Below are 16,327 nucleotides of genomic sequence, written 5' to 3' on the forward strand. Positions count from 1 at the left end.
GTAGGCACCCCTCCGCGGCATAGGTGCTCATGCGGAGCGGGGGCTCCGTCCTCGAGGTGCCTCAGGCACCGATGAGGGGGCACTCCCCCGCGAGCGTGAGTGCAAAGCCGCCTAGCGCATCCCCATCCTCGGAGTAGGCACCCCTCCGCGGCATAGGTGCTCATGCGGAGCGGGGGCTCCGTCCTCGAAGCGCCCCCAGGCGCTGAAGAGGGGGCACTCCCCCGCGAGCATGAGCACGAAGCCGCTTGGTATACCCCAACCCCGCGCATCCTGAGCACGAAGCCGCTTATGCTCTAGCCGCCCGTGGGATAATCGCCCTATGAGTTTTTCTGAGTTCACGCGCGCACCCGAGGTTTCGGCTGAGTTTGCGGGCCGGGTGCGCGGCCTGTTGCGTGCGTCTGCGCTGGGTGATGCCCTGGGTTACCCGTTGGAGCTGTTGTCTGCTGAGCAGATTGCGGGGCTCGATCCTAAGCCGTGGGATTCGGCGTTTGGTGAGCTGCTAATCAGTGATGATACGCAGCTGACCTGCTACACCCTAGACGGCCTGACGGAGGTTTTGGAGTGGAATAATGAGGGCGCGGCGGCGGATGAGCTGGCGTGCCTGTGGCTGGCGTATTTGCGGTGGTTCCGCGGTATTGGTGAGAGCCTGCCGGAGTCTGCGCCGTTTTCGTTGGATCGTGAGATTGATGGTTCGGCGGAGTTGACGGCGCGTCGCGGTCCGGGTGCGGCGACGTTGCGGGCGTTGGGTACCGGTGAGATGCAGCTGGTGTCGAAGTCGGTGACTCCCGAGGCGTTGGGTAGCGGCGCACTGGTGCGTTCGGCGGCGTTGGGTGTATTGCCGGTGGCGCAGGAGCGTACGGTGGTTTTGTTGGCGGTGCGTGCGGCAGCGTTGACGCATGGGCATCCGGAGGCGTTGGCTTCGGCGGCGGCGTACGCGCTGCTCATCCGCGATTTGTTGGCATCCCCGTCCGGCTCGTTTGACGCGTTGCTGGAGGCGGCGCGTCGTGTGGTGTCGTGGTGCGGCACGGTGGGCGCGGATGATTCGATTCCGGGTGATGCTGCGCGTACGGCGGCGGCGCTGAGTCGTGCTGTTGAGTTGCTGGAGCGTGGTGTGGTGCCGGTGCCGCAGAATGTGGCTGAGCATTTTGGTACGGGGTGGACCGCCCCGGAGCTGCTGGGCACGACGCTGTGGTGCGCGGCGGATGCTGTGAAGAGCCTGCCTGCTGATGCCGATGAGGCGACGGTGCGTGCGTCCTTGTTTGAGGGGTTGGGCCGTGCGGTATCGGTTGATTCGGATTCGGATTCGGTGGGTGCGATGACGGCGGCGTTGTGGGCGGCGGCTGGCTTCCCGGTGGGCGCGGAGCAGGAATCTGATGCTTGGTCGCAGGCGCTGGCTCGTGTGCGCGGCCTGGATCAGGTGGAGGCGGTGGCGGACCGCTATCTGCGCCAGCTGGGCCTGTAACGGTGCTGAACCTCAACGGCGCTGAACTTTAACGGCATAGCGGACATGCGTAGCGGGGGCTCCGTCCTCAAGGCGCCCCGGCGCCGCAGAGGGGGCACTCCCCCGCGAGCATCGTCCGCGTGCCGACTGTACGGAACTGTGCCGCGAGTATCGTCCGCGTGCCGGTCATGCGGAACGGTACCGCAAGCCGTCGCTCCAACCGCATATAAGTAGCAGAAAAGGCTCTCCGGTATCTCGGAGAGCCTTTTCTGTATGTGCTAGAACTAGCGAACCTAAACCTAGACGGCATAGCGGCGATGCGGAGCGGGGGCTCCGTCCTCGAAGCGCCTCCAGGCGCTGAAGAGGGGGCACTCCCCCGCGAGCATCGTCTGCGTGCCAGCTGTACAGAGCGGTACCGCGAGCGGGAACCGGCAACGTCCGCTCAATCTAGGTGATGTTTCCTAGTCCAGGTAGTCGCGCAGTACCTGCGAACGCGAAGGGTGGCGGAGCTTAGACATGGTCTTCGACTCGATCTGGCGGATTCGTTCACGGGTCACGCCGTAGACCTTACCGATTTCGTCGAGGGTCTTGGGCTGGCCGTCGGTCATGCCGAAGCGCATTGCGACCACGCCGGCTTCACGCTCGGAGAGGGTGTCGAGGACGGAGTGGAGCTGTTCCTGCAGAAGGGTGAAGGACACTGCGTCTGCGGGGACGACTGCCTCGGAGTCTTCGATGAGGTCACCGAATTCGGAGTCGCCGTCTTCACCGAGCGGGGTGTGCAGGGAGATGGGCTCGCGGCCGTACTTCTGGACTTCGATGACCTTTTCGGGGGTCATGTCGAGTTCCTTGCCGAGCTCTTCGGGGGTGGGTTCGCGTCCGAGGTCCTGGAGCATCTGGCGCTGCACGCGGGCAAGCTTGTTGATGACTTCGACCATGTGCACGGGGATGCGGATGGTGCGGGCCTGGTCTGCCATTGCGCGGGTGATGGCCTGGCGGATCCACCAGGTTGCGTAGGTGGAGAACTTGAAGCCCTTGGAGTAGTCGAACTTTTCGACGGCGCGGATGAGGCCGAGGTTGCCTTCCTGGATGAGGTCGAGGAAGAGCATGCCGCGGCCGGTGTAGCGCTTGGCGAGGGAGACGACGAGTCGCAGGTTGGCTTCGAGCAGGTGGTTCTTGGCTCGCTTGCCGTCGTGGATGACCCAGCGCAGGGCTTTTTTGAGGTCTTTGTCCATGTCGGGGTTTTCGGCGAGCTTGTGTTCGGCGTAGAGGCCTGCTTCGATGCGCATGGCGAGGTCGACTTCCTGCTGTGCGTTGAGCAGGGAGACTTTGCCAATCTGCTTGAGGTAGTCCTTGACGGGGTCGGCGGTTGCGCCGGGGGTGACGACGCGCTGTGCGGGTGCGTCGTCGTCGTCGTTTGCGGTGAGGACGAAGCCGGAGCCCTTGGCTGCTACTGCTTCTGCGGCCTTCTTTTCTTCTTTTTTGGCTACGGTTTCTTCGTCTTCTTCGTCGGGTTCGTCTTCGCCGTCGGTGGTTTCGAGTTCTTCGTCGAGTCCGAGGTCGAATTCGTCGTCGTCGCTCTTTTTGCGGCGGCCACCGGTTTTGCGCTTGGTTGCGGTTTTGGTGGTGGTTTTGCGGGTGCGCTTGGGCTTTTCTGCCTCAGTTTCGGCAGTGGTTTCTGCGCTGGTTTCGGCGGTTGCGCCAGTGGTGTCTTCGGTTGCCGCTGCGGCCTTGGTGGTTGCCTTCTTGGTGCGGGTGGTCTTGGTGGTGGTTTTTGCGACGGTTTCTTCGGTTGCGTCGCCGGTCGCGGTCTTCTTGCTGGTTGCAGGTGCCACTAGAACCCTTTCTGGCTTGTGGTGGGGTGTTTTGTTTGCAAAACACCTAAGACCCTGTCAAGTCTGTGCTGGCGTCCTCGGTCGGGTGTTTGCTGCGTTTGTCGGGTTTAACGCTGTGGTGGCGGGTTTTATTCCGCGTGCGTTGGCCGGTTGTGCAGTGTCTGTTGCTCGTTGTGTTGAGCTGTTTGAGGGCGCGTTGTAGCGCATTGACTGTACGGGGTCAATATATAAGTATTGCAGATTTTTGGTTGCTTTCAACTTGACGCGCTGTTTGGGGGGTTGTGGGCTTGGTTTTGGGTGGGTGCGGCTGTGTGTGAGAGGTGTGTGGGAGGGGCGTGCCGGGTGGTGGCGCGCCCCTCCCCTGTTTTGCGCCTCGCTTTTAGGCACCGGTTTTTAGGCACCGGTTTTTAGACACCGGGTTTGCGGGGTTTGAGGGTGCTGATGGGTTGGCGGTTTGCGCCGGGTTCGCCGCAGATGGTGTGTTTGATCCAGGCGGGTAGGCCTCCGGCGTTGAGGTGTACGTCGAGGATGTTGAGGTCTTCTCCTGTGGTGTGGCGGTGGGCTTCTTGGCGGAGCAGGCGGGCGTAGGTGCTGTAGCCCTTGTACCAGTTGGCCCAGGCTTGGGTGTTGCGCAGCGTTGCGTATTCGCCGTCGGTGCTGTGGGGCGTGAGCAGGCTGGTGAGTAGTTCAAGCCCGTTGAGGCGCTCCCAGTGGGGGCTGCCTAGTTCTCCTTTGAGGGCGTCGAGGTAGTGGGTGTAGACGGCTTGGTGGTTGGGGTTGGCGAGGTATTCGCTGTTGGTGTAGGCGTCGTCGATTCGCTGGCTAATCTCTTCGAGTTTGCGTGCGGCGGTGTGGTCGTTGGAATCTCTTTGTTTGAGCAGGCGCGGGAGCACTTCGCGGTTGATGGTGTTGAGTTCGGTGGTGACTGCGAGGTCGGCGGGGCTGAGTTCTTGGAGTGTCCAGTGGTCGAGGTTGACCTGTTGAATACCGCGGTTTTGTTGGATGCTGCGGTTTTGTTGGACGCTGCGGTTTTGCTGAATAGCGCGGTGGGTGCGGCGGACCCAGTCTTGCCATTGCACGCATTTTTCGGGCACGGCGCGCACGTGTGTCTGATCGGTGCCGGGTGGGGTACTGAGCACGTGGGTGAAGCTTTCGGGCATGTAGGTTTTTCGGGTGATGCGGGTGCCGTAGTGGGGCGGTTCGAGCGGGTCGATGTCTGGGAGGGCGACAGGTCGGGGGCCGCCGAGGGCGTAGTTGGTGTGTTGGGCGGCGTAGTGCATGTGAGCGAGCGCTTTTTGGGCGTGGTTGAGCCCGTATCCGGCGAGGTAGGTGAGCATTTCGGGGGTGATGGGGTTGAGTGCCATCGGTGCGATGGAGGCGCGTAGGTGCCCGGCGACTTCGGCGGGGATGAGGTCGCGCAGCGCATCACCGATGGTGGGCGCGTTAACGTCGTCGATCTGGTGGGTGGTGAGCAGGTGGGCGGCGGCGTTGATGGCGGCGTCCCAGTAGCAGAGGTCGATTTGAGCTTGGTGGTAGATGGCGTGGACGTTGGTGCGGCGGGCGTCGTCGCGTCGTGCGGTGTTGGTGCGGGTGTGGTCCCAGAGTTCTACGGCGTTTTCCCAATCATGGCGGGTTTCGGGGTTGCCGGTGGGGTCGGTGTCCCAGGGGCTGTGGGCGTAGTTGTGGTGGGCGTTGGGGGCGATGGTGTCGCCGTGGCGGGTGAGCCAGGTGTAGTAGCCGCTGTGGTGGATTTCTTCGATGGGTGCGAGGAGGGTGAGCGCTTGCTGTTTGGGGTCTAGCGCCCAGATGCTGGCGCATCCTGCGTAGATGATGTCTTCGCAGCGTAGTTCGCTGACGATGCGCGGGTCGTGGAGCAGGTGCAGCCAAGTGTTGATGTTGATTTGGGTGTCGACGTCCTCTTGGATTTCTTCGATGGCGGCGAGTTGTGTGGTGTCGGGGCTGAGTTGGCGTTGGCGTACGGTGTTGTCGCCGTCGACGATGACGGCGTAGAAGCGGGTGAGGGTTTCGCCGTTGTGGCAGGTGGGTAGTTTGGCGAAGGTTTCGTGGAGGAAGTCAGCGCGTTCGGGCAGGGTGCAGGGTTCGTCGGGTAGGTTGACGCGCAGGCTGGGGCCGAGGGTGTTGTCGGTTGCGGTGAGGATGATGAGTGAGTGGTCGGGCCAGTAGCCGTGCTGGTGGAGGGCGCTGCTGAGCACGTCGTATTCGTTGCGGATGGGCGGGGGCGTGTCGTAGCCGCCGCTGTTGAGGTGGTCACTGTTGAGGCGGTTGCTGTTGGGGGTGTTGCCGTTGGAGATATTGTTTGCGTTCATGCCTTCACGGTGGCACGGTTTGGGCGGGTGCGAGGTTAAACAAATAAATCTGTGGATACTTCGGTTCATAGGTCCGAAGATTCCACAGATTTATTCGTATTGTTCGTTTGTGCGAGGGGGTTTGTCCACAGCGGCGCGGGGTGCCTCGTCATAATCCGTCATGCAGAGTAAGGGCGCCCCCAGAGTAAGGGCACTCCGAGCACTTTCCCCTGCTGTGCGCACTTTACTGTGCGCGCTTTACTGCGCACACCCTATTGTTCGTCGAGGAACCGCTCGAAGAGCGCACCAATCTCGTCGCGGCTGGGCACGTTGTGCGCGTCGCGTCGCGAGAGGGGAACCGCAATGTCGGAGGTGCGGAAGTTCTCGTCGTAGTTCTCTTCCATGGTCGTAATCATGCGACCAATTTCGGGGTTCTGCTTGACCTGATCGTTGATCTGGCTGTGCACGTGACGTGCGGCTTCGCGCAGGTTCTCGGTGGGTAGCGAGAGGTGCGCCGCCATGCCCACATGTTCGAGGGCGGTGAGGGTGCCCTGCGGCAGGTCCGCCTCCGAAATGTACTGGGGAATGTTCACGCCGAAGCCGACGGTATCGATTCCGTTTTCGGTGAAGAGCACTTCCAGCAGGTTGGTGACGGTCGCGTGCACGTCCGCGCTGGGCTTCCACGGGGAGATACCGCGAATCAGATCCTTGCGGGATCCGTGCGCGGTAATCGGGAAGGGGCGGGTGTGCGGCACCGGCATGGGGAATGCGGAGACCAGCACGACCAGGGAGGGCTTGACCCGCTGGGCGATGGTCAGCACCGCCTTTTCGAAGCGCTGCCACTGCAGGTCCGGTTCAGCACCGGTGAGCAGCAGGAACGGCTTGTTGAGGCTGTCTTCTACGGCGTAGAGCTTCAGCTGCGGGTATTGCGGCTTTTCGAAGTGGTCTTTTTCGTAGCGGATGAAGGGACGGCGGGCGCGGTAGTCGTGCAGCTGGTCGCTGTCGAACTCGACGATTTCAATGTTTTTGAGTTCGCTGAGCAGCACCTGTCCGAGCTGGCCTGCGGTGGATCCCGCGTCCTGCGGGCTGGAGAGGGCGATGACGAGGGTTAGCCCGTGCATCCGGGGGTCGTCCAATATTTTGGTGTTGGCTAAGTAGAGATCTTCGGGGTTGAGCATCGTGCCTCCTCACTTTTGTCTGGTTCGCGCCGCGTTCGGGTGGGCTTAGCGTTTCATGCCGGTACCCGAGGTGGTGGGGCGAAGGGGCGTCTTCTGTTATCTGACGCTTTCCGTAGTCTTTCATTTTATGCCACCTGTTCCCGGGTTCGACAGTGTGCGGGCTTTTCTCGCAGTGGGTGAACTCGCTTTGGGTGACCTCGCGGGGTGCGTCGTCTACAGGTTCGCGGTGATGCTCCTGCCTTTCCTGCCCCGATTCTTTCTACGCTTTACGCCGTACAGGGTTCCGCGTGCCTCCGGCTTCTGCGCCCCGGCGGGTGAGAGCTGAACCTCACGCGCTCCTACATATCCGTGTAGAGTAGAAGCAGTAGTCCGCGCGGCTTTGCGCGGCGGTATTCATCCTCACTCTTCGAGGGCCTACAGTTGAGTTTTTCGGGCGCGAGGATGTGCCCCGGCTATTTCGAGAAGACATACGCAAAGGAGTAACGATGTCTCTGTCTCTGTCTATTCACAGCACCGACCTTGAAGCGCTCGAAGCTGACGTTCTGGTTCTGGGCGTTCTGAAGGGTGATGACGGCGCCTACCTGGCGCCGAGCTCCCTGTCTGAGGAGTCTGTTGAGGGTATTAACGAGCTGCTGGAGGCGCTGGGTGCCTCGGGCGCACCCGATCAGCTGCTGCGCCTGCCCGGCCTTGAGGATGTTGGCACCGGCATTGTTGCCCTGGCGGGTCTGGGCTCTGATGCTGCTGAGGGTCAGGAGCGTCTGGATGCTCTGCGTTACGCTGCCGGTTCTGCGGCTCGTCAGCTGATTGGTTCTGCTGAGGAGATTGCGTTCGATTTCGGTGTTTCTTCGGTGGCTGAGATTGAGGCGATTGCTCACGGCGCTGTGCTGGGTAACTTCGTTGAGGAGGGTCTGCGCGGCAAGACTCAGGATTCGGTCAAGGAAGAGATTGAGTCCATTCTGATTGTTTCGTCGATTGACCAGGAAGAGGCTGAGGAGGCGCTGGTTCACGCCCTGGTTCTGGGTGAGACCGCTAAGGATGCTCGCCGTCTGGTGAACCTGCCCCCGTCGCACCTGTACCCGGAGACTTTCGCTGAGTTCGTGGCTGAGGTTGCTGAGGATTACTCGAACGTTGAGATTGAGCTGTTCCATCACGACCGCCTAGCTGAGGAGGGCTTCGGCGGTATTTCCGGTGTTGGTCAGGGTTCGCCCCGCAAGCCGGTTCTTGCCGTTGTGAAGTACATTCCGGAGAACCCGAAGGCTCACGTGGCTCTGGTGGGTAAGGGCATTACTTTCGACACCGGTGGTAACTCGCTGAAGCCTGCCGCTTCGATGATGACCATGAAGTGCGATATGGCGGGTGCTGCATCCGTTCTGAACGCTGTGCTTGCTTCTGCTGAGCTGGACGTTCCGGTTGCTGTGACCGGTTACCTGTGCCTGGCTGAGAACATGCCCGGCGGTCACGCTCTGCGCCCGGAGGACGTCATCACCATGCGTGACGGTCGTACCGTTGAGGTTCTGAACACTGACGCTGAGGGCCGTCTGGTCATGGCTGATGGTATTGCTCTGGCGTCTGAGTCGAACCCGGACGTCATCCTGGATATCGCTACCCTGACCGGTGCCGCTATGGCTGCTCTGGGTCTGCGCACTGCGGCTCTGCTCGGTGACGAGGAGATTCGTGACCGCGTGATTGCAGCCGGCGCTGCTGCGGGTGAGGCGTACTGGCCGATGCCGCTGGAGTCCTACCTGCGCAAGAGCCTGGAGTCCCCCGTTGCTGATCTGAAGAACATTGGTTCCCGCTACGGTGGTGCGCTGACCGCTGGTCTGTTCCTGAAGGAGTTCGTGGGCGAGGGCATCCCCTGGGCTCACCTGGACATTGCGGGCCCCGCGTTCAATGAGGAGGCTCCCTACGGCTTCACTCCGAAGGAGGGTACCGGCTTCGGTACCGCTACCCTGGTGAACTTCATCCAGTCCTACGCTAAGTAGTTTGTGACCTTGCGGGTGGCGTATAACCGCTCGTGGTAGAAGGTTCTTTGAGGAGGGCTTTCCGGTGTTTTGTGCCGGGGAGCCCTCCTTTTACGTTGTTCTTGGCGAGGTCTGTGAGTCCGCTGTGCCGGTGCTGTCATCGGGCTGTTCTATGACGCGCCGCTTTTCTTGCGTGGTGAAAAATTTGCGGTGTTTGGGCGATTAATCGGCTAAAACCGCCCTGAGTGAACTTAAACGACCCTCAACGGGGGTATTGTTGTATTAAGTGTTTTTCTGCGTACGCGGAGGGGCGCGCGATTTTTGTGAGTCGCGGGCCTTTCGCACATGCTGGGAAACCTACCAATAAATTGGTAAAGAACTCATTGCAGGGGTCTTTAGCCCCCACAACTATGCAAGGGAGCAATATCGTGGCTCAAGAATTCGACATCCTCATCCTCGGCGGCGGTTCCGCTGGCTACTCCGCAGCTATTCGCGCACGCCAGCTAGGCTTCACCGTCGGCCTGATCGAGAAGGAAAAGGTCGGCGGCACCTGCCTGCACACCGGCTGTATCCCCACCAAGGCGTACCTGCACGCTGCTGAGCTGGCTGAAGAGGCACGCGAGGCGTCCAAGGTTGGCGTTAACGCTGTGCTGCAGTCCATCGAGATGGGCAAGGTTCGCGATTACAAGGACAACATCGTCTCCGGTAAGTTCAAGGGTCTTGCAGGCCTGCTGAAGATGAAGGGCGTAGAGGTTATCCCCGGCGAGGGTAAGCTGACCGCTCAGGACACCATCACCGTCGGTGGTGTTGAGTACAAGGGTAAGAACATTATCCTGGCATCCGGCTCGGTCTCCAAGACCTTCGGTCTGCCCATCGAGGGTCGCGTTCTGACCTCCACTGAGGCACTGGAGATGGACTACCTGCCCAAGAGCGCTATCGTGCTCGGTGGCGGCGTGATTGGTTGCGAGTTCGCATCCATGTGGAACGCTATGGGCGTTGACGTCACCATCATCGAGGGCCTGCCGAACCTGGTCCCCAACGAGGACCCGGCTATCATCAAGGTCCTGGAGCGTGCGTTCAAGAAGCGCGGCATCAAGTTCAACACCGGCACCCTCTTCGAGAAGGTTGAGCAGGACGCTAACGGTGCTAAGGTCACCCTGGCTGACGGCAAGGTCTTCGAGGCAGAGATCGTTCTGGTCGCTGTTGGTCGTGGCCCCAACACTGCAAACATGGGCTACGAGGAGCAGGGCATCCCCATGGACCGCGGCTTCGTCCTGGCTAACGAGCGTCTGCACACCGGCGTTGGCAACATCTACGCTGTTGGCGACATCGTCCCCGGCGTTCAGCTGGCTCACCGCGGTTACCAGCAGGGTATCTTCGTTGCTGAGGAAATCGCTGGCCTGAACCCCACCGTTGTTGAGGACATCAACATCCCCAAGGTCACCTTCTGTGACCCGGAGATCGCTTCCGTTGGTTACTCCGAGCCCAAGGCTAAGGAGAAGTTCGGCGCTGAGAACGTTGAGACCGCTGAGTACAACCTGGCTGGTAACGGCAAGTCCGCTATCCTCGGTGCTACCGGTATCGTGAAGGTTGTCCGCCAGAAGGACGGCCCCATCGTTGGTGTTCACGCTATTGGTAAGCGCATGGGTGAGCAGATTGGTGAGGCTCAGATGTGGGTTGCTTGGGAAGCATTCCCCGAGGACGTCGCTAAGTTCATCCACGCACACCCGACTCAGAACGAGTCCCTGGGTGAGGCTGCAATGGTCCTGAACGGCACCCCGCTGCACAGCGCATAAATTTTGCTGACTGGCGTTAGCGCGTCAGCTTAGTATTGACGACCGTTGGTCGTTAGCGGTTGCCGGGCGTATCCGCTGAACAACGCCCCTATCCGGATGCGCGTCGACGTGCTTCGATGCATGCGGCGCGCATCCGGGTCACCGCTCACATTTTTCTAGTTCAAGCATTCACAAGGAGAACGGGAAAGATTATGTCCCACACCGTAGTACTGCCCGCACTGGGCGAGTCCGTGACCGAGGGTACCGTTACCCGCTGGCTCGTTGAGGTCGGCGACACCATTGAGGTTGACGCACCCCTGGTTGAGGTTTCCACCGACAAGGTTGACACCGAGGTTCCCTCCCCCGTAGCAGGCGTTGTTGAGCAGATTCTCGTCCCCGAGGACGAGGACGTCGAGGTCGGCGCTGCTCTGGCTATCATTGGCGACGGTTCCGGCGCTGCTGCTCCGGCTGCTCCCGCAGCTGCTGAGGCTCCCGCAGCTCCCGCTCCGGTTGCTGAGGCTCCTGCTGCTCCCGCAGCTGCTGCTGCAGGCATCGAGGTCGTACTGCCCGCACTGGGGGAGTCCGTCACCGAGGGCACCGTTACCCGCTGGCTGAAGGAAGTTGGCGAGCAGGTTGAGGTTGACGAGCCCCTGGTTGAGGTTTCCACCGACAAGGTTGACACCGAGGTTCCCTCCCCCGTAGCAGGTACCCTGCTCGAGATCCGCATCCCCGAGGATGAGGACGCAGAGGTTGGCCAGGTTCTGGCTATCATCGGCGACGCTTCCGCTGCTGCTGCACCGGCTGCTCCCGCTGCACCCGCTCCGGTTGCTGAGGCTCCTGCCGCTCCGGCAGCACCCGCAGCTCCTGCTGCTCCCGCTGCACCTGCCGCTCCGGCAGCTGCTGAGGGCGAAGCATACGTGACCCCGCTGGTCCGTAAGCTCGCTAAGGACAACGGCATCGACCTGTCCACCGTCAAGGGCACCGGTGTTGGTGGCCGCATCCGCAAGCAGGATGTTCAGGCTGCTATCGCTGCTAAGGGTTCCGCTGCTCCCGCCGCTGCTGCACCCGCTGCGGCTGCTGGTTCCGCAAAGGCACCGCACACCTTCGAGGTTTCCCCCAAGCGTGGCACCGTCGAGAAGACCGCACGTATCCGCCAGGTTATTGCAAAGCGTATGCGTGAGTCCCTGGACATCTCCACTCAGCTGACCCAGGTCACCGAGGTTGACGTGACCCGCATCGTTCAGCTGCGTGCAAAGGCTAAGGACGGCTTCGCTGCTCGCGAGGGCGCAAAGCTGACCTTCCTGCCCTTCTTCGTCCAGGCAACCGCTGAGGCTCTGCAGCAGCACCCCGCTCTGAACGCGTCCATGACCGAGGACTACAAGCAGATCACTTACCACGGCTCCGAGAACATCGCTATTGCTGTGGACACCCCCAAGGGTCTGCTGGTTCCCGTCATCAAGAACGCTTCGGACCTGGGCATTGCTGGCCTGGCAAAGGCTATTGGCGACCTGGGTGGCCGCGCACGTACCGGCGACATCTCCCCCGAGGAGCTGTCGGGTTCGACCTTCACCATCACCAACATTGGTTCCTTCGGTGCACTGTTCGACACCCCGATCATCAACCAGCCGAACGTTGCAATCCTCGGTACCGGTTCCATCGTGAAGCGCCCCATGGTTATCCAGGATGCAGACGGTAACGACGTTATCGCTATCCGCTCCATGTGCTACCTGTCCCTCACCTACGACCACCGCGTGGTCGACGGTGCGGACGCTGGTCGCTTCCTGCGCACCGTCAAGACCCGCCTGGAGGAGGCAAACTTCGAGTCCGAGCTGGGTCTCTAAGACCTGCACAGGCTCAAGGAAGTTTCCTTGTGGCGATACCCTGACGGGTAACCGAGCGTAGCTTTCCGGGTTTTCCCGGGCAGTGAGCATAAAGGCGGCGGCTCCATCCACTTCGGTGGGTGGGACCGCCGCTTTTGTTATGCCCGTTGAATGCTCCATGGTGCGGAGCGTGTACCGCGGTTATGCCGGGACGGGTTCGGCTCGGGCTATCTCCCAGCCTTTCTCCCCGCGGTGCAGGTCAAAGATGACTTTCTGGCGGGTGATGCCGTTTTCTTCGCTGAGTTTGCGGGCTTCCTGTTCGGTTTTGTCGGCGCGGTAGCCGGGTGCGGAGACTACCGCCATGACGCGGATGTTCTCGCCGTCTCGGCTGAGCTCTTCGGTGGTGTCGACGGTGAGCTCTGCACCACCTCGGGCACGGCGTTCTTGGTTCCGCTGGTCGATGAGGGCACGTAGAATCTGCTCACCCTGCACAGTCTGACTCTGTTCTTCCGTTCCGCCGGATGCTTGCTCCCCCGCTACGTTCGCGGCTTGCGCGGACACGGGCTGTGCCGTTGCCGGGGCGTTCTGCCCGTAGGCGGTGAACCCGAGCGGCAGGGCGATAGCCCCCAGAGCCAGCGCGGCTACGCCCAGACGTACGGAGGGGCGGCTCAGCGCACCGCGTAGCGCCGCCAGTCGGGATGCATCCGTCGCTTCTGCGCTCTTCGGGGTTGGTGCACTCTTTGCGGGACTCAACGGCTTAGAGCCTGTGGCAGCTGCTGGCTTCTTCACGCGGGGCATACGTTCTGACAAGTAACGTTGCGTCTTCTGGAGCTTTGAGGGCTTCTGCACCGGCGCGGGATCTACCGCAACGGGAATCAGCGCGCGGGCGCGTTCGGAACAGCTCAGGTACACGTTGAGCGGGCGAGGCGGCACCTCCTCCGCGAGCGCTACCACGGAGCTCAGTCCGGCGGCCGCCGCCTCCTGGGCGGGTGCGTCTAGAAGGTATTCGAGGGCACGGCCGAGGCGTTCGACCCACTCGTTGCTGGGCGCGCCATTAGCTGTTGCGCCGGTAGCGCCCATGCGCAGTGAGAGGGGTACGCGGGCGGCGGAGGGTTCCGGCTTGTGGCCGCAGGCGGCTTGCCAGAGCAGGGCGGCGGCGGAACGCGCGTAGTCACCGTAAGCGACTGTGAGCTGTTCAGCGTCGAGAGATTCCGCTTCACGATAGACGGCATCTGGTAGAAGGAGTTTGGGTACTCCGGCGGCGCTCAGCGCAATGTATTCGGCACTCAGCTCGGCGCGTCCCTCCCCCACCTTTTTGAGGCTGCCGAGTGCCCGGTGTAGCGTGCGTGCCAGGGTCATGAGCTCGGCGGGGTTCAGGGTGCGAGCACGCAGGAGCTTGTCGAGGGTGCCCGCGTCGAGGGGCTCGTACCAGAGGCACAGCTTGCTGTCGTACTCCTCGCTGGTGACGGCGTGGAGTTTGGCGACTCCGGGTGCGTTCCGCAGGGCGGCGGCTACCTGCGGGGTCTGGGCGTGAGCGGATGCATCCGTGCTTTCTTCGAATCCGTACCCGTTGGCTGCCGCGCGCAGAGTGGGCGCGGAGGGAGCGGAGCTCTCGGGTGCAGCAATGGTGCGCAGGGTGTAGCGTCCGGGGCGCGCGGAGGTTACCGGGGATACGGGAGTTACAGAGGGTGCGCTCTCGGCGGTTCCGCCCCGGTACTCGACAATCTGCAGGGTGGGCAGGGCCGAGTTGGCGATGCTTTCCAGAACGTGTGCTTCTTTGCTTCTCATACCATTATGTTATCAAATAACACCAAATAATATGTTTAGACTCAATAAAACACTATAAATAAACCATGCAACCCTAAAATCAACACCTGGAATATTCACCCCTCACTATCCACCACACCCGCCCGTAACATTCCTACATGTTCGCTCATCACGTGATTCAGGGCGCCCTAATTTTCTTCCCTCCACTAGCAGTACTAAGGTAGAAAGTATGTCTGTGACGATTGAACGCGTGGGCTTCGCCCCGAACTATGTGAACTATATTGAGTGCCTGGACGAGCAGTACCGCATCCACGATGAGGTGGCTAACCGCACCCGCCAGAATACGATTCTTCTGCTTGAGCATGAGGCAGTGATTACCGCGGGTAAACGCACCGAAGACCACGAATACCCCACAGACAAGTCCACCCCCGTCGTCAAGATTGACCGCGGCGGCAAGCTGACCTGGCACGGCCCCGGCCAGCTGACTGCATACCCGATTCTGCGTCTGCCCGAGCCCATTGACGTGGTGGCGTATGTGCGCATCGTTGAGGAGATTATCATCAACGTCCTGGCTGGTCTGGGCATTAAGGGTGAGCGTGTTGAGGGCCGTAGCGGCGTGTGGATTCTGGGCGACGGTGTCACCCAGGACAAGAAGATCGCCGCACTGGGCATGCGTGTTTCGCGTAACACCACCATGCACGGCTTCGCGATTAACTGTTGCAACGACCTGGCGCCTTTCGCACAGTTCATTCCCTGCGGTATTAGCGATGCGGGTGTCACCTCCATTTCGGAGCAGCTGGGTCGCACCGTGACCCCCGCCGATATTTTGGAGCCGTTGGAGGCGGAGCTGGTGAAGTACCAGGACCGCCTGGCGGAGTCCTTCGAGCCCGTCACCGCACAGGATAAGGCGCAGGACTAAGTACAGGACCAGCCGCAGGGCTAGAGCGCAGAGCTAGACGCTGAACGAGCCGCGCACCGCGCATCCGGGTTCGTTCGTCATATACGAAAATCAGTTTCACCTACGCCTGAGCGGGCGTAAAATAGAAGGTGGCCCACCTGCACAGAGGGCACACCGAGACCAAGGAGAAGACTTTTGAGCACCGCACCTGAAGGACGCAAGCTACTGCGTGTGGAGGCCCGCAACGCTGAGGTTCCCATTGAGAAGAAGCCTCACTGGATTAAGACCAAGGCTATTGTTGGCCCCGAATACAACGAGATGCGCGAGCTGGCTCGTGGTCAGGGTCTGCACACCGTGTGTGAAGAGGCTGGCTGCCCCAATATTTATGAGTGCTGGGAAGACCGTGAGGCAACCTACCTGATTGGTGGCTCCGAGTGCACCCGTCGCTGCGACTTCTGCAATATTGCGACCGGTAAGCCCGTTGCTGTGGATTACGCTGAGCCGTTCAAGGTTGCGAAGAACGTGAAGGTCATGGGTCTGCGTTACGCCACCGTGACCGGTGTTGCTCGTGATGACCTGGAAGACGGCGGCGCGTGGCTGTACGCAGAGACCACCCGCCAGATCCACAAGATGTGCCCGAACACCGGCGTTGAGATGCTCGTGCCCGACTTCAAGGGTGTTCCCGAGCATGTTCAGAAGGTCATTGACGCTAAGCCTGAGGTGTTCGCGCACAACCTGGAGACCGTCCCCCGTATCTTCCGTCAGATTCGCCCGGCGTTCCGTTACGAGCGTTCCCTGGATGTTATTACCCAGGCTAAGGAAGGCGGCATGGTCACCAAGTCCAACCTGATTCTGGGTATGGGCGAGACCGACGACGAGATTTACGAGGCGCTGTGCGATCTGCATGATGCTGGCTGTGACATCATTACCCTCACCCAGTACCTGCGCCCCGGCCCGCTCTTCCACCCCATTGAGCGTTGGGTGAAGCCGCAGCAGTTCGTGGATTTTGCGAACATGGCTGAGGAGATTGGTTTCGCTGGCGTTATGGCGGGCCCGATGGTTCGTTCTTCGTACCGTGCAGGTCGCCTGTGGGCTCGTGCAATGCGTAAGAACGGTTACCCGATCCCCGAGAACCTGGCTCACATTGAGGGTGAGGGCGCTGCTCTGCAGGAAGCCTCCTCTCTGGTGGCTGCAGGCTACTAAGCCTTTTCAGAATCTTTCTGAGAGCGTTGAGGCTCCTCGAACCCGGTTTCGTCCGGTGTTCGGGGAGCCTCCCCTTATGCCCCGTCCCTTGTGTGGGTAGGGTAAACTAGAAAAATTGCAGGCATACACTGCATCGTTACGTCACT

General features: G+C 61.1%; 10 protein-coding genes. 6 read left to right on the forward strand and 4 right to left on the reverse strand.

What is annotated here, in order from left to right:
* Positions 1 to 319: 319 nt before the first annotated feature.
* Entirely contained in the window at positions 320 to 1,462 is a 1,143-nt protein-coding gene (locus RWL87_RS00005; protein ID WP_313968483.1) for an ADP-ribosylglycohydrolase family protein, read from the forward strand.
* Positions 1,463 to 1,902: 440 nt separating this feature from the next.
* On the opposite strand, the gene RWL87_RS00010 is transcribed toward RWL87_RS00005, so the two are convergent.
* The 3 genes from RWL87_RS00010 to RWL87_RS00020 all read right to left on the reverse strand — a co-directional run bounded on the left by RWL87_RS00010 (position 1,903) and on the right by RWL87_RS00020 (position 6,757).
* Positions 1,903 to 3,273: an RNA polymerase sigma factor gene (locus RWL87_RS00010; protein ID WP_313968484.1), complete on the reverse strand. Its 1,371-nt coding sequence runs from the start codon at positions 3,271 to 3,273 to the stop codon at positions 1,903 to 1,905.
* A 407-nt stretch (positions 3,274 to 3,680) separates the two neighbouring features.
* On the reverse strand, positions 3,681 to 5,600 hold the full coding sequence (locus RWL87_RS00015) for a metal-dependent hydrolase (protein ID WP_313968485.1): 1,920 nt from the start codon (positions 5,598 to 5,600) through the stop codon (positions 3,681 to 3,683).
* Positions 5,601 to 5,851: 251 nt separating this feature from the next.
* The gene (locus RWL87_RS00020; RefSeq protein ID WP_294642127.1) at positions 5,852 to 6,757 is read right to left on the reverse strand and encodes a PAC2 family protein; all 906 of its coding nucleotides are present in this window, start codon (positions 6,755 to 6,757) and stop codon (positions 5,852 to 5,854) included.
* A gap of 485 nt (positions 6,758 to 7,242) precedes the next feature.
* Between RWL87_RS00020 and RWL87_RS00025 the strand changes: the two genes are divergently transcribed.
* From RWL87_RS00025 to sucB, 3 genes are all read left to right on the forward strand, one after another.
* The gene (locus RWL87_RS00025) at positions 7,243 to 8,739 is read left to right on the forward strand and encodes a leucyl aminopeptidase (protein WP_313968486.1); all 1,497 of its coding nucleotides are present in this window, start codon (positions 7,243 to 7,245) and stop codon (positions 8,737 to 8,739) included.
* A gap of 389 nt (positions 8,740 to 9,128) precedes the next feature.
* The gene (gene lpdA, locus RWL87_RS00030) at positions 9,129 to 10,514 is read left to right on the forward strand and encodes a dihydrolipoyl dehydrogenase (protein ID WP_070831340.1); all 1,386 of its coding nucleotides are present in this window, start codon (positions 9,129 to 9,131) and stop codon (positions 10,512 to 10,514) included.
* A gap of 191 nt (positions 10,515 to 10,705) precedes the next feature.
* Complete coding sequence (gene sucB / locus RWL87_RS00035) at positions 10,706 to 12,334, forward strand: 2-oxoglutarate dehydrogenase, E2 component, dihydrolipoamide succinyltransferase (RefSeq protein ID WP_313968487.1); 1,629 nt, start codon at positions 10,706 to 10,708, stop codon at positions 12,332 to 12,334.
* 180 nt (positions 12,335 to 12,514) lie between these two features.
* Here sucB and RWL87_RS00040 read toward each other — a convergent pair whose 3' ends face one another.
* On the reverse strand, positions 12,515 to 14,101 hold the full coding sequence (locus RWL87_RS00040) for a peptidase (RefSeq protein ID WP_313968488.1): 1,587 nt from the start codon (positions 14,099 to 14,101) through the stop codon (positions 12,515 to 12,517).
* A gap of 91 nt (positions 14,102 to 14,192) precedes the next feature.
* Here RWL87_RS00040 and lipB point away from each other — a divergent pair, with 91 nt between their 5' ends.
* On the forward strand, positions 14,193 to 14,999 hold the full coding sequence (gene lipB / locus RWL87_RS00045) for a lipoyl(octanoyl) transferase LipB (RefSeq protein WP_258164961.1): 807 nt from the start codon (positions 14,193 to 14,195) through the stop codon (positions 14,997 to 14,999).
* A 174-nt stretch (positions 15,000 to 15,173) separates the two neighbouring features.
* Positions 15,174 to 16,181, forward strand: a complete 1,008-nt coding sequence (lipA, locus tag RWL87_RS00050) for a lipoyl synthase (RefSeq protein ID WP_005505472.1) — start codon at positions 15,174 to 15,176, stop codon at positions 16,179 to 16,181.
* The last annotated feature ends 146 nt before the right edge of the window (positions 16,182 to 16,327 follow it).

The organism is uncultured Rothia sp. (assembly GCF_963555405.1).
Lineage (GTDB): Bacteria > Actinomycetota > Actinomycetes > Actinomycetales > Micrococcaceae > Rothia.